Here is a 13,888-nt window from a genome sequence, read left to right as displayed (position 1 = left end):
TCGTTATCATTCCACTTAAGCAACTTGCCGAGTTGCCATGATATGCAGGTAACGACCCAGCCATTTATACGGCTCTCGTTGTGAGTAGCGTAGCTCCATGCGTATGACTGCATCAGGATCGTTGTGACCGCCGCGTTTGAGCGGCGCATAATCATGAAACACGCGCAAGCCACTGGTTAGAATCGTTTGGTAATGATGAGCTTCTAACCAAGACTCGACTTCTTCCTTGGCGACTGGATGATTAGGGGTCAGGCTTTTTTTATTGTCAGCCTTATAATCCGTGTTATCGAGCAGATTAAAATTACCCATAATCAGATTACGATAGTCAAAGCTCGCTGGATTATAAAAGCAGAGCGACAGTGCGCCATGCTCAGCCAATTGGCGGTCAAAAAAGTCCATGATAGCGGCTGGTTCTGCGAGCCATTCGAGTAGGGCGTGTGACATTATCAAATCAAACTTAGCTGCGTTTTCAGTATTATCAGCCCCACTGCCTTTATTTTGCCAGTTGTCTATTGCCAGTTTATCTATCGCCAATTTGTCCTCAAGCGCTTGATACGGGCAAACATACCAGCGTATATCTAGATTCTTATCGATTTCTGCGGTGCTCGCTTTTGCTTTCTCTAACATATTGGCAGAGATGTCATTGATGACCACGCTATGGCCTTGAGCGGCAAGCTCAATCGCAATCTGAGCCAGCCCCGCACCCACATCTAAAATCCGTAAAGGCCGCCCAAGCTCTTTGCTCATCTGCGCCGTATAGTCAAAGATATCACGGCGCAATACTGCCAGCCGAATGTCGCCTTTAAGACCACCGTAGACCTTTTTTTCAAAATGATCGGCAATCGCATCGAAGCTACGATCACTGCGCATCTCTTCTGCTTGGATAGAGTGTTGCAGAGATTCTGTTATTGCTTGCTTGTCGTTTGTACTGTTTTTCATATCACTTGGCATAAGGGTTTACACTGTCTAAGGAGTAGGGGTTGGGTGGATAGTATCAAGGCAAAATCATGTAAACAAAGCCTATGACATGTAAGCAGGAGTGCTGACCTCTCTGGTATCGTGAACCTCATGGCTAAAAGTATTAGCGTTGCGAGGACAATTGTGATGTTCAAGAGCATGTTTTCCGGTAGCTTTTGCTCACTTTTTACGGTATATATAGTAAGGTATCAGACACATTGCTGATGCATTAACTGTCATCAAATACTCTGATTAAATCAACACTGTCAAACGACTCCTATCTACTGCCAAGGACGCTTGGCACTCTTCTGTTTTATTACTGCTAAGGATAGCAATTATGATTATCGCCTCTTCCTCTATTATAAATAAGCCTGTCATGTCACGTTGTTTGCTCTCAGTTGCCATTGCGAGTAGTTTATTACTCGTCGGTTGTGGCGACGATAACGATTTTGACGCTGTTGATTCAGATACCTCGTCAGCCACGTCAAAGTTTGTAAAAAGTTTTAGTACGAGCCAAATAGACAGTGGCTTTGGTAATAGCGCAACGCCAGCGGCCAAATGCGGCGTGACTATAGAAAAGGTCAGCTATGATACCAAAGGTGCTGCCGATGAAGATACCACAGCGACAGCGGCATTGATGGTACCGACTGGCGATGCGGCTGAATGCCAAGGCGACCGTCCAGTATTATTATATGCCCATGGTACGACCACTGAGAAGTCTTATGACTTTAATCAAGTAGGCAACCTAAACAATCCGGCGGTTGGCGAATCGACGTTAATCGCTGCGAACTTTGCTGCCCAAGGTTATATCGTCGTAGCGCCAAACTATGCAGGCTACGATGAATCAGAGCTTGATTATCACCCTTATCTGGTTGCCCAGCAACAGTCTACGGATATGGTCGACGCCTTAGACAGCGCCCGCTCAATCATTGACAGAAAAAAACGTGCCAACGATGCCAATTACCTCAAGATTGATGACTCAGGTAAATTGTTTCTCGCTGGTTACTCGCAGGGTGGCTATGTGGTTATGGCAACCGCTAGATTGCTAGAGTCACAAAACAAACCTATTACGGCGATAGCACCATCTTCCGGCCCTTATGCCTTGGCGGCCTTTGGTGATGACATCTTTAGAGGCAATGTCAATATTGGCGCTTCTCGGTTTGCGCCCTTGCTTGGTATTGGCTTGCAAGAAAAGTACGGCAATATCTATCAAGATAAATCCGATATCTTTTTGGATAAGTATGCCAGTGCGCAATTACCAAGTGATTCACCATTTGGCGAATTGGTAGCGGCTGGTAAATTACCAAACAATGCGTTGTTTCAAAAGACGCCGACGAATCCAGTATTGGATGGTTTGTCCAAAGGTTCTATATTCTCATTTTTGGGTGGTTATGATGACAATGATTACTTGATAAAATCTGATTTCCGCGCGGCTTATGTGACGGATACCATCAACAATCCTGATGGGCTATTTGCAGAAAATGGCAATGATTTACCTGCTGCCAATCCGCAGAATAATCTGCGTAAAGCGCTAAAAGACAACGACCTACGTGGCTATGTGCCAAAAATGCCAACACTCATCTGCGGTGGTAATCAAGATCCGACCGTCTATTATGATATAAACACCGGCTCTATGGCAAAATTATTGCAAGCAGCCAGTACCAACAATCCTGCAGTTAAACTTAATGTGACGGTATTAGATGTAGATACCGATAATGCGGATAGTCGTCCAGACCAGCCGAGCCTTACAATGATTGGTCAGGCATCAATGAACAAGTGGAATGCCAACACTGTGGTCACCAGTGTGCAAACCAACTTTAGTAGTAGTGTGGCTAAAGTGAAGGCAGATGCCGAAGCACAAGGTCAAAACAGCTTACTGGCTTTTTATAGCAACTATCATGGTGGCTTAGTCAGTCCTGCCTGTACGCAAGCTACCCGTGAGTTCTTTGCGCAAAATTTTAACCAATCTTAAGAATATTTGGGCATAAAGGGTTTAAGCGTAAAGAGTAAAGAGTAAAGACATACCATAGACTAAAAGACTGCATCCTAGTGGGTGCAGTTTTTTATGGGTAAACCAATGAGCTTTTGGAAGAATAAAACGATGAAATCAATGATGCTATCTTTGCTGGCCCTGACCTTTGTACTGTCTTCTATGAGCCAAGCACAAGCAAAAAATACCCCTTGCTCTGGTAAGATGGGCGGCATCTCGCATTGCTCAAAAGAGGGCAAGTTTGTATGCAAAAATGGCAAAATTAGCCAGTCTAAACAAGTATGTCGTTAAAGTCGTTTTGGTAGATATTACCAGATTAAAAAATTAGCGCTAATGAGCTGTTTTGCTTGATTTTTATGACAGTCAGAACCCCCTAAATCAACAAATTTGTGCTAAAATGGCTTCTTTTATTAAACATTACTTTTAACAAAAACCGTATCGCCATTTTCCTATGGTTTTGCCCGTCTGATGGTGCTTTTCAGCGTTGATAAAGCAATCATAGTTGCGCGTTTGTGCCGCTATATTTTTGTATCAGCGTAAGCACTTTTGAGGCGCGCAACCTATAGCGAAAGTATGTGAGTGAAGGAGTGTATATGAGCGACTCGATCAGTCCTATTGCCATCGTGGATGAATTAAAGCAATCCTATTTGGATTATGCGATGAGCGTGATCGTCTCGCGCGCGCTGCCTGATGTGCGTGATGGGTTCAAGCCAGTGCATCGCCGTGTGATGTATGCGATGCACGTATTGTCTAATGACTATAATAAAGCTTATAAGAAGTCGGCGCGTGTGGTCGGTGATGTCATCGGTAAATATCACCCGCATGGCGATAGTGCGGTCTATGATGCGATTGTACGGATGGCGCAGGACTTTAGCTTGCGTTACCCGATGGTTGATGGTCAAGGTAACTTTGGCTCGATTGATGATGATCCACCGGCTGCCATGCGTTATACCGAAGTACGTATGACCAAGCTGACCCATCAGATGCTGGCTGACTTGGACAAAGATACCGTCGATTGGGAAGACAACTACGATGGCTCTGAGCGTATGCCAAGCGTGTTGCCAGCGCGTGTTCCTAACTTGCTGGTCAATGGTGCGACTGGTATTGCGGTCGGGATGGCGACCAATATGGCGCCGCATAACCTAACCGAGGTCATTAATGCCTGCTTAGCGTATGCCGAAAACCCACAAATATCAGCCGAAGAGCTGATGACGCATATCTCTGGTCCTGACTTTCCTACGGGCGGTATCATCTATGGTCGCGCTGGTATTTTAGATGCTTACCGCACTGGTAAAGGCCGCCTGCATGTGCGCGGCCGCTATATTATTGAAGCGATGAGTGATACTGGTGTCAACCGTGACCGTGAGCGTATTGTCTTTACCGAAGTGCCTTATCAGACCAATAAAGCCAAGCTGATTGAGCGTATCGCCGAGCTGGTACGTGACAAAAAAATCGAAGGTATTACTGAGATTCGTGATGAGTCTGATAAAGACGGTATGCGTATCGCTATTGACTTACGTCGCGGTGAGACGGCTGAAGTTATTGTTAATAACCTATTTCTACAAACGCCGCTAGAGTCTAGCTTTAGTATCAATATGGTCGCGCTTGATAATGGTCAGCCAAAGCTATTGACCTTGCGTCAGCTTATCGCTGCATTTGTCCGTCATCGTCAAGAAGTGGTGACACGTCGTACGATTTATGAATTGAACAAAGCCCGTGTTCGTGGCCATTTGCTAGAAGGTTTAACGGTTGCACTAGCCAATATCGATGAAATTATTGCAACGATTAAAGCGTCAGCAAACCGTGGATTGGCGCGCGAAAGTCTGTTAAATAATACATGGGGTTCAGGTAGTGTCGTGGCGATGCTTACGGCTGCTGGTAGTCAATCAGTACGTCCTGAGTTTATCGATGGTGAAGATCCTAAAGCGCCGTTTGGTCTGATCGAAGGCGAGGAGCGTTATCGCTTGTCACTTGAGCAGGTCAATGCGATTTTAGACATGCAGCTGCATCGTTTGACGGGTCTTGAGCAGGACAAATTAACTGAAGAATACCAAGACTTATTGCGTGAAATCGCGCACTTAGAATCTATTCTTGGTGATTTCGATAAGCTGATGTCCATTATCTCAAATGAGATGATTGAGATTCGTGAAAACTTTGGTGATGAGCGTCGTACCGATATTATTGACTCACGTATGGACTTTAATCGTGAAGACCTTATCCCTGAGCAAACCGTGGTAATGACGGTTTCTCGTACCGGTTATGCAAAAACGCAGCCAATTGATGATTATGTGGCACAAAAACGTGGTGGTAAAGGCAAGTCAGCCACTGCAATGAAAGAAGACGATGTGATTGATCACTTAGTTGTGACCTCAACGCATGCCACCGTACTTTGCTTTACGGATACCGGTCGCGTCTTTAGCCTACGTGGGTTTGAAGTGCCGATTGCCAGTCGCGGTGCCCGTGGTCGTCCATTAGTGAATTTAATCGGATTAAATCCTGATGAAACCGTGACAACCATCTTGCCTATTCCAAAAATCGTAGAAGAATTGTCGGTAAAAGATGAGATGTCATTAACAAGCGCTCTAGTAGACGGCGATGACAGCTTATCAGAAGATAATAATTTAGAGGATAGCACGCAAGCAGAGCCACCTTTTGTATTCTTTGCAACGGCCAATGGCACAGTGAAGCGTGTCGAGCTTAAGCAATTTGCCAATATTCGCTCGAATGGCTTGATTGCCGTTGGTTTAGAAGACGGTGATAAGTTGGTAAGCGCGCGTATCACTAGCGGTAGCCAAGAAGTCATGCTATTTGCTTCAAGTGGTAAAGCCATTCGTTTTGATGAAAATGATGCTCGCGCTATGGGCCGTACCGCTAAAGGTGTCCGTGGTATGCGTCTGGCTGCTGATGAATTTATCAAATCATTGGTTGTCATTGAAGATGATGTACTCGAAATCTTAATTGCTTGTGAAAATGGCTTTGGTAAGCGTACCTTGATCGATGAGTTCAATACGCAAAATCGTGGCGGTGGCGGTGTTATCGCTATCAAAACTAGCACGCGTAATGGGGCATTAGTACGGGCGACCAAGGTTGATCCTGAAGACGACATTATCTTAATCTCTGACAAAGGCACATTAGTGCGCACGCCAGTCCAGCATGTGGCCAGCTCTGGTCGTAATACGCAAGGTGTCACGCTGATTCGTCTGTCAAAAGATGAAAAACTGGTGGCGATGGCGCGTGTTGATCATGAAGAAAGTGACGACGAGCTAATCGATGCCATGAGAGAAGACGGTACGTTTGATGTGGAAGGTCAAGAGCAGATAGATATTGATGCGGCAACTGGCGACACAGCGACGACTGATGTCAACGATGTTATCGATATTGCCAATGATCCTACCTTGGATAATGACAGTACTGACAACGAAAACACAGACGATGACGAATAAATGTTTCAGTGCCTAGCTTTTTAGTTTAGTTTTCATAACTGTTCTATCAAAAAGCCTCTGACGTTATCGTTGGAGGCTTTTTTTTGTTGCTTCGTTTAATTCGTCATTCTGATTTATTCGTTTTGCAATTCTATTTTTTGAGATTCTGTTTTTTGAAATGTGTTGCACAACTCTATTTTTAACTCTTAATAACTCTACGTGGTTTTATAAATAATGCCAACAAAGTGTTTTATTTTCTAAGGCTGTTGTTATGCTTACGACCAATCAAACTTTTCAGGGAACCCTAGCATCGGTATCATCCAGCTTCTTATTCTCCATGATGTTCTTGTTTGGGCTGTTTATGCTGCCCTTGTCAGGCACACAGGTAGCCTCATGGCGTGTGCTCATGATGCTGCTCAGTTTGGTATTATTGGTCAGTTTCACAAAGCAATGGCAGCACGTTTTTGATTATTTAAAGACTTTGAAAACCCCAAAAGAGTGGCTGTTATTTGTATTGCCAACCCCGATTTTGGGTGGGCAAATCTGGCTATTTATGTGGGCGCCGGTCAACGGCTTTGGTCTTGATATCACCTTGGGCTATTTTTTATTGCCGCTGGTGATGATAGTAGTCGGACGCTTCTTTTACCATGAGCATATGAGCGCGCTGCAGTGGGCCGCAGCGTTATTTGCCGCAATGGGTATCGGCTATGACATAGTGCAATATGGCACGATATCTTGGGTGACTTTGTTTGTATGTTTGGGCTATCCACCTTACTATCTACTGCGGCGCAAGCTTGCCGTGCCACCGATTACTGGCTTATTGTCTGACTTGACCTTACTGACGCCAGTGGTGCTCATCATGCTTTATGTCAGCGGTGGTTTTAGTATGGCTGCTCAGGAGGCTAAGTTCTGGTATTTATTGCCGCTACTGGGTGCTTTTAGTGCGCTTGCAATGTCGCTGACGATGATTGCCAGTAGTAAGTTGCCGGTCTCGTTATTTGGGGCATTGAGCTATGTAGAGCCGATGCTGTTGTTTGTATTATCCGTCACGGTATTGAGTCAAAGTCTCGATGAAGGCGGCTCGCTGTTTATGTATGGCATGATTACGCTGGCATTACTGGTCATGCTGTTAGACAGTGCTATGGGCTATGTGACCCGTAAGCGTGACAATCATTTGCATGGTTACCGAGAGCCGCAAGTGGTCAGCTTTCCACCGCGCCGCCGTTTGATAGAGCGCCGTATCGATGGGGTGCTACAGGCGCATCGCTTCCGCAAAATTCGTCGTTACCAACATAAGATGAATAAGCTTAAGCAAAAAATTGAGCAGCTAGACTCGATGTAAGTATGTATGATATAAAAATCAGTGAAGTGGGCGGTTGTTATGAGCATCTTTATGTCGATAATTGGCTTAACTGAATCACACGTTTGATAGACTAGTCTTACAGTTGTATTGCTTATCCAGAATGACTTTGACATAATGCTGCTCATTATATAAGCACGATAAAGTTATCGTAGCTCTTAGCAACAAAAGCCTCCGACGTTCGCGTCTGGGGCTTTTGTTTTTTTTCAAAATTGCCAAGGAAGTGCGCCAATCTGTACAGGCTGTCGTTAATTATGCTCACTACGAATCAAACGTCGCAAGGCGCTATCGCTGCGGTGGCGGCAAATTTTTTATACTCGTTGTTATTTTTGTTTGGTCTGTTGATGCAACCATTGTCAGGTACGCAGGTGGCGTCATGGCGCGTGCTAATGATGCTACTAAGTCTGCTATTGTTAATCAGTGTCTTAAAGCAATGGCAACATATTTTTGACTATTTAAAGACCTTAAAAACCCCAAAAGAGTGGTTTTTGTTTGTATTGCCAACCCCGATTTTGGGCGCGCAAATTTGGATATTTATGTGGGCGCCCGTCAATGATTTGGGTCTTGAGGTGACGCTAGGTTATTTCTTATACCCGCTTATCATGATTATGGTGGGTCGGTTTTTTTATAATGAAGACATGAGTGTGTTGCAGTGGCTAGCGACTTCATGCGCAGGCGCTGGTATCGCTTATGATGTTTTCCAGTATGGCACCATATCTTGGGCGACGTTATTTGTCTGCTTGGGTTATCCGCCTTATTATCTATTACGTCGTAAATTAGCGGTACCGCCGATTACTGGCTTGGTCTCTGATCTGATCTTGCTGTCACCCGTTGTCATTATTGCTCTGTATATGAGCGGTGGGTTTGAAGTAGCCTTTGATACCAGTAAGCTGTGGTATTTCTTACCGTTATTAGGGATTATCAGCGCCGCAGCCATGTCGCTGACCATGGTCGCCAGTCAAAAATTGCCGGTCTCTTTGTTTGGCACTTTATGCTACCTTGAGCCGATATTTTTATTCGTATTTTCTATTACTATTTTGCATCAAAGCGTGGATGAGGGCGGCTCCTTATTTATGTACGGTATGATTTTTGCCGCCTTGATGATTATGATTGTCGATAGTGCCTTGGGGTATTGGGGACGTAAACGTGATGACCGTCTGCATGGCTACAATGAGCCACAAGTGGGCAGCTTTCCGCCGCGCCGTCGCCTAAAAAATCGCCGTATCAAAGGGGTGTTGGCCGCGCACCGTTTTCGCAAAATCAGAAAGTATCAGCAAAAAATAGACAAAATGAATCGAAAAATAGACGTACTGCACGCCAAATAAGCAGGGGTCGTCGTAAACCCCAAAGTTGACTTGATAGACACTGTTTTTCGTAACCGCTCTACACAGTTGTGGTGTCAAAGCCGAGTTAAGTGCGCTATTATCAATAGCAGTATTATCACGCTCGACCTAATTTGGCACATGATATCTAAAATAGTATAGCGGACTCACAATCATTTATTACCAATTACTAGGATGGTTTATGTTACACCTTTATCATTTAGCAAACTCACGCTCGTTTCGTATCTTATGGTTACTAGAGGAGCTCAAAGCCGATTATCAACTGACGTGCTACGAGCGCAATAAAGCTTATCGTGCGCCTGATAGCTTAAAAGAAGTGCATCCACTCGGTCATGCACCGATATTGGAAGTTGACGGTCGCCCGCTGATTGAGTCAGGGTTTATCATCGAGTATCTGCTCAAGCATTATGATAAAGCGCATCAATTCAAGCCTGCGGATGATAATGAAGCCGCATGGGAAGCTTATACATTTTGGTTACACTTCGCTGAAGCATCAGTTATGCCGCCGCTGGTCATGCGCTTAGTATTCACCAAAGTGGTTGAGCAATCGCCGATGCTGATTAAGCCGGTTAGCAAAAGCATCAGAACCCAAGTCGAAAAAAGCATGATCACCAATAGCTTAAATAAGATACTCGACATGATGGAGCAGCATCTACAAGACAATCATTGGTTTGCCGGTGAAGACTTTAGCGCCGCTGACATTCAGATGCATCTAGCAGTCGTAGGTGCCAATGCTGGCCCAGGATTGGATAAGAGTAAATATACCAACATCTTAAATTGGCTCAAGCATTGTGAAGAACGTGATGCCTTTAAGCGCGCAGAAGAAAAGGGTGGTCGTCTGACGTTTTAATTGCCAGCGTTTATACTTCTATAAATGCTTGATTTGATATTTTGCCCAAAGGTTTTGTTTATTCGTAAACAAAACCTTTTTAGGATACAGTAATGACTGACTTGAATAAATCTGATAACAAAAATATCGATGCCAATACCGATGGCAATGCTAACCCATCGCTTGCTCGTCAAGAAATCAACCGCCAGCAGGTGTCGATAAAAGCCTGGTCACAAAAACTGCTGGTCGTTTTGTTGTGTGTAGCGAGCTTTTATGGTGGTTGGAAATCCTACGAGTCCAACATGGTTAATGAATGCAGTGCTAATGGCGGACAGATGGTAGCAGGCGACCGAACCATGATGTGCCAATTGTCATAAGCCGTATCATTTATTAATAATTTTGTACTATGAGTGCTAAATCATGCTCAAACTGACTTTTTTAGGTACCTCAGCAGGAGTGCCAACCAAACAGCGCAATGTCACGGCGCTGGCAATTGAGTGCCTGAATCCTTATCTATCTGGCGCTAGCCCGCAGCCTAAAAAATCGCGTCCTTGGGTTTTGATTGATTGCGGTGAAGGCACGCAGCAACAATTGCTGCAGACCAAGCTCTCCTTACATCAATTAACCGCCATTTGTATTACCCATGTGCATGGCGACCATTGCTATGGTTTGCCAGGATTGCTGGCGAGCGCGGCTATGTCTGGACGCCACGAACCACTAATGCTTATTGCACCAAAAGCCATCGCCAAACTCCTCGATGCCATTACTTTGACGACCGAGCTATACTTTCCCTTTGCCATCAACTTTATGGCGATAGAAGATGTATTATCAAAAGACAGTGAAGATGAGGGCAAGGTCAGTTTCAGTTTCGGCAGCCAGCATCAGCTTGATATTGATATCACCCCGCTATCACATCGTGTCGCCTCATACGGCTTTGGTATCACGCAAAACATCAGTCAGCGCACGCTTAATACGGACAAGTTGACCGCAGACGGCATTCCAGCAAGTGCACTGTGGGGCAAACTGCAGCAAGGTACAGATGTCATGACCGAAGATGGTCGCCAGCTTCGTTCAGCAGATTATGTCGATAATGCGGTGAAGCGTACACGGGTGGTAGTAGCAGGGGACAATGGTACGCCAGCTTGTCTCAGCGCTGCGCTGGTCGATACTGATTTGTTGGTGCATGAAGCCACTTATACTCAAGAAGTCTTAACCAAGATTCAAACCAAAAATCCAGACTTTGATCCTATGCATAGTAGTGCGCAATTGGTGGGCAAGTTTGCCCAAGATGTCGGACTTAAGAATCTAATTTTGACCCATTTTAGCGCGCGTTATCAAAGCTTTGATAACCCAAATAGCAATACGGCAAACATGGGACATATTCGCTTAGATGCGCAACGTGCGTATCAAGGTAATCTATGGCTGGCAGCGGATTTCGCTCAATATACAGTCGATGGTGCTGCTGATTTGGCAAGCAGTCAAGAGGATAACAGCGTGCAGTATCTAGGCTCTGCACGCGATAATGAAACGTGATTTATAGCTTGTTATTTGCCAGATTATTAGTCGTCAATTGAATCTACGATAGCCAATTGCGTTTTTCCGCTCCAATAGCGACTGAATTGATAAGCGACCCGTCCCGAGCGCCCACCACGTTCCGATGCCCAGCGCAAGGCATCGGCCCTGATAGTATCAGGCAGATTTTCACCTGCCAAATCAAGGGCAGTATCAGTATCATCAAGACTGGCTGAAATTTTCTGTTGCTCTAAATTCAGATAATGCTGAACAATATGTAAATAAGTCGTCTGATCCATGGGATGAAAGGTCAATGATAAGCCAAATCGATCCGATAACGACACGGTTTCATCAATCGTTTCATAGGGATTGACTTCATCTGTCTGCCCGTTATAAATGTCAAGATTGTCTTTCATCATCTGCGGTAGGAGACGACGGCGATTACTGGTGGCATAGACCAGCAGTTTGTCTTGCTCAGAGTCGAGCGCGCCATCAAGCACACTTTTTAGCGCCCGATAACTCTCGTCTTGACCGTTAAATGCCAAGTCGTCACAGTACACCACATAGCGACAACTACAATCTGCGGGCAGCTCATTGATCGCTGCACGAATCTTGTCTAGCACTTGTAGGTCATCCCGAGCAATCTCAATAATGCGCAAGCCTTCGCTATGATAAGCTTGTAGCAATGCGCGAATCAGTGATGATTTACCCGCACCGCGTGTACCCGTCATCAGCACATGATTGGCGGGATAACCTTTTAAGAACTGGCGCGTGTTTTGTACCAATTTTGCCTTTTGCGTATCGATACCATGCAAGTCGTCCAAGCTCAAAAACAGATTGACTGCCAACGGCTTTAAATGTCCGGTGCGGCCACCAACCCAGCGATAAGCGAGCTGAGCAGGATCAATCTCGATAGCTGGCGTGACTTGCTCTTGCAGATATTGACTGAGCAGCGCTAACAAAGGCGCGGGCAGGGCGTAATGAGCAGACGGATCAGAGGCTTCAGATGAAGGAAAAGGCTGAGATGTATTGGCTGATTGCGGCATAATGACTCTAACGGTTAAAGGTGCGTTTACATTAGGAATAGCGGTTTGATAAAGGTATCACCATATCATGAGAAACTGGTCAGATGAAAAAAATACTATGGAAAATAGTGCCAGTAATCTGTCGAATATACAAGCGTTGCAAGCGCACGCTCAGCAAGTATTGCCACTAATTACTCAAGCGTTGTCAGCAAAGCATTATCGTGAAATAGTGCATCAGCGTATTAGTAGCCAGCAAAGTAAGGGTAGCGAGACGGACTATCAAGGCTTAACGCGCGCTCAGCATTCAGAGTTTGGTAGGGTGATGATTAAATGGCAGTTAAATGAGGGTTCTGATCAAAATTTCGCTGATTTAAATCATGAAGCTAAGGTTTTGACATCTTTAGCTTCTTTAACAAAAAATAATCTGACCGCTATTGCTCCGCCCATCCTAGCCTATGACAACTCAACCATTCCCGCATTAAACCACTCTCAGCAGCTAACGATAATTGTCATGCCTTATTATCTCAATGCTAGCTTAGCAATGCGGATCAATGCTAATAATCATTCGTTATTGACCGTTCAACAAAAGCATCATTTTATCGTGCAGTCTGCTCATCTCATCACTAATTTACATAACGTTGGCTGGCTACATAATGATATTAAACCCAGTAATATTCTGCTAGATGGTCTGTTGCCAAATAGTGCGGATAATAGCAGGGTAATGCCTGATTTGTTATTGACAGATTTTGCCTTAGCGCAGCGTTTTCATGCCGCCAAAAAGTTACATCATCTTGCAGGCACATCAGCGTATCTCGCACCTGAGCGTTGGCAGGGGCAGGGCGCAACGGTGCAAAGCGATATTTATGCGTTTGGCATAATGCTGTATGAGATATTAATGGGCGAGCGACCGTTTAAGATAAATACTCAAAGTAGCGATGTATTAAACGAGTGGGCGACACAACATTGTCAACAACCGATTCCAAGACTGCCACTAGAGTATAGTTATTATCAATGTATTGTTGATAGAGCATTGGCGAAGCGGGTGGAGAAAAGGTATCAGATTATGGATGAGATGTTGGAGGGTTTAGAGCGTTTGTGATAATAAATGCCATATTTCAGACACAAAAAAACCTGCTAAAAAGCAGGTTTTGATATTTGGTCTAAGATGTACTATCCGAAAATGGTGGGGCTGGAGAGACTCGAACTCTCACACCTTGCGGCGCCAGAACCTAAATCTGGTGCGTCTACCAATTCCGCCACAGCCCCATTTTCGTTACTCTATCATTATTGGCGTTTAAATTCAAACACAACATAGATAGTTAACTGATTCGGTAGTGCGTCTCAGTGGTTGGCTATTATATAGAGTTTGAATGGTTTGACAAGCCCTTTTCGCAATTATTTTTAATTATTTAACGATTATTTTTGCTTGCTATGATAAATAACTGATTTT

General features: G+C 44.7%; 11 protein-coding genes and 1 tRNA gene. 9 read left to right on the top strand and 3 right to left on the bottom strand.

Annotated elements, in window-relative coordinates; translation table 11 throughout:
* Positions 1 to 15 precede the first annotated feature (15 nt).
* Positions 16 to 870, bottom strand: coding sequence for a methyltransferase domain-containing protein (locus ACSUPM_RS09815; RefSeq protein WP_413771505.1), 855 nt, complete (start codon positions 868 to 870; stop codon positions 16 to 18).
* Between the two features lie 424 nt (positions 871 to 1,294).
* Here ACSUPM_RS09815 and ACSUPM_RS09810 point away from each other — a divergent pair, with 424 nt between their 5' ends.
* The 8 genes from ACSUPM_RS09810 (at position 1,295) to ACSUPM_RS09775 (ending at position 11,434) form a co-directional block, all read left to right on the top strand.
* Positions 1,295 to 2,929 carry an alpha/beta hydrolase family protein gene (locus tag ACSUPM_RS09810; protein WP_025650545.1) on the top strand — a complete coding sequence of 545 codons (1,635 nt, stop codon included), beginning with the start codon at positions 1,295 to 1,297 and terminating at the stop codon, positions 2,927 to 2,929.
* 93 nt (positions 2,930 to 3,022) lie between these two features.
* Positions 3,023 to 3,238, top strand: a complete 216-nt coding sequence (locus tag ACSUPM_RS09805) for a hypothetical protein (protein WP_227502410.1) — start codon at positions 3,023 to 3,025, stop codon at positions 3,236 to 3,238.
* Positions 3,239 to 3,540: 302 nt separating this feature from the next.
* Positions 3,541 to 6,390, top strand: coding sequence for a DNA gyrase subunit A (gene gyrA, locus ACSUPM_RS09800; RefSeq protein WP_436879893.1), 2,850 nt, complete (start codon positions 3,541 to 3,543; stop codon positions 6,388 to 6,390).
* 250 nt (positions 6,391 to 6,640) lie between these two features.
* Positions 6,641 to 7,711 carry an EamA family transporter RarD gene (gene rarD / locus ACSUPM_RS09795; protein ID WP_025650542.1) on the top strand — a complete coding sequence of 357 codons (1,071 nt, stop codon included), beginning with the start codon at positions 6,641 to 6,643 and terminating at the stop codon, positions 7,709 to 7,711.
* A 272-nt stretch (positions 7,712 to 7,983) separates the two neighbouring features.
* Positions 7,984 to 9,054, top strand: a complete 1,071-nt coding sequence (gene rarD, locus ACSUPM_RS09790; RefSeq protein WP_201577242.1) for an EamA family transporter RarD — start codon at positions 7,984 to 7,986, stop codon at positions 9,052 to 9,054.
* 199 nt (positions 9,055 to 9,253) lie between these two features.
* Positions 9,254 to 9,922: a glutathione S-transferase gene (locus ACSUPM_RS09785; RefSeq protein ID WP_350587935.1), complete on the top strand. Its 669-nt coding sequence runs from the start codon at positions 9,254 to 9,256 to the stop codon at positions 9,920 to 9,922.
* Positions 9,923 to 10,014: 92 nt separating this feature from the next.
* Complete coding sequence (locus ACSUPM_RS09780) at positions 10,015 to 10,278, top strand: hypothetical protein (protein WP_025650539.1); 264 nt, start codon at positions 10,015 to 10,017, stop codon at positions 10,276 to 10,278.
* 43 nt (positions 10,279 to 10,321) lie between these two features.
* Positions 10,322 to 11,434, top strand: a complete 1,113-nt coding sequence (locus ACSUPM_RS09775) for a ribonuclease Z (protein WP_201631964.1) — start codon at positions 10,322 to 10,324, stop codon at positions 11,432 to 11,434.
* Between the two features lie 26 nt (positions 11,435 to 11,460).
* On the opposite strand, the gene ACSUPM_RS09770 is transcribed toward ACSUPM_RS09775, so the two are convergent.
* Positions 11,461 to 12,459: an ATP-binding protein gene (locus ACSUPM_RS09770; RefSeq protein ID WP_227502409.1), complete on the bottom strand. Its 999-nt coding sequence runs from the start codon at positions 12,457 to 12,459 to the stop codon at positions 11,461 to 11,463.
* A gap of 67 nt (positions 12,460 to 12,526) precedes the next feature.
* Here ACSUPM_RS09770 and ACSUPM_RS09765 point away from each other — a divergent pair, with 67 nt between their 5' ends.
* Positions 12,527 to 13,537: a serine/threonine protein kinase gene (locus ACSUPM_RS09765; protein WP_227502408.1), complete on the top strand. Its 1,011-nt coding sequence runs from the start codon at positions 12,527 to 12,529 to the stop codon at positions 13,535 to 13,537.
* A gap of 82 nt (positions 13,538 to 13,619) precedes the next feature.
* Here ACSUPM_RS09765 and ACSUPM_RS09760 read toward each other — a convergent pair.
* A tRNA-Leu gene (locus ACSUPM_RS09760) sits at positions 13,620 to 13,704 on the bottom strand.
* Positions 13,705 to 13,888: the final 184 nt, after the last annotated feature.

The sequence above is a fragment of the Psychrobacter okhotskensis genome, from assembly GCF_965638355.1.
Classification (GTDB): Bacteria; Pseudomonadota; Gammaproteobacteria; order Pseudomonadales; family Moraxellaceae; genus Psychrobacter; species Psychrobacter okhotskensis.
This window is presented reverse-complemented; position numbering and strand designations above follow the sequence as displayed.

Coding starts and splice junctions, on each gene's coding strand:
- ACSUPM_RS09765 (WP_227502408.1), top strand. CDS start 12,527: ATGAGAAACTGGTCAGATGAAAAAAATACTATGGAAAATAGTGCCAGT.
- rarD (WP_201577242.1), top strand. CDS start 7,984: ATGCTCACTACGAATCAAACGTCGCAAGGCGCTATCGCTGCGGTGGCG.
- gyrA (WP_436879893.1), top strand. CDS start 3,541: ATGAGCGACTCGATCAGTCCTATTGCCATCGTGGATGAATTAAAGCAA.
- ACSUPM_RS09805 (WP_227502410.1), top strand. CDS start 3,023: ATGGGTAAACCAATGAGCTTTTGGAAGAATAAAACGATGAAATCAATG.
- ACSUPM_RS09815 (WP_413771505.1), bottom strand. CDS start 870: ATGCGCAGTGATCGTAGCTTCGATGCGATTGCCGATCATTTTGAAAAA.
- ACSUPM_RS09810 (WP_025650545.1), top strand. CDS start 1,295: ATGATTATCGCCTCTTCCTCTATTATAAATAAGCCTGTCATGTCACGT.
- rarD (WP_025650542.1), top strand. CDS start 6,641: ATGCTTACGACCAATCAAACTTTTCAGGGAACCCTAGCATCGGTATCA.
- ACSUPM_RS09780 (WP_025650539.1), top strand. CDS start 10,015: ATGACTGACTTGAATAAATCTGATAACAAAAATATCGATGCCAATACC.
- ACSUPM_RS09785 (WP_350587935.1), top strand. CDS start 9,254: ATGTTACACCTTTATCATTTAGCAAACTCACGCTCGTTTCGTATCTTA.
- ACSUPM_RS09770 (WP_227502409.1), bottom strand. CDS start 12,459: ATGCCGCAATCAGCCAATACATCTCAGCCTTTTCCTTCATCTGAAGCC.
- ACSUPM_RS09775 (WP_201631964.1), top strand. CDS start 10,322: ATGCTCAAACTGACTTTTTTAGGTACCTCAGCAGGAGTGCCAACCAAA.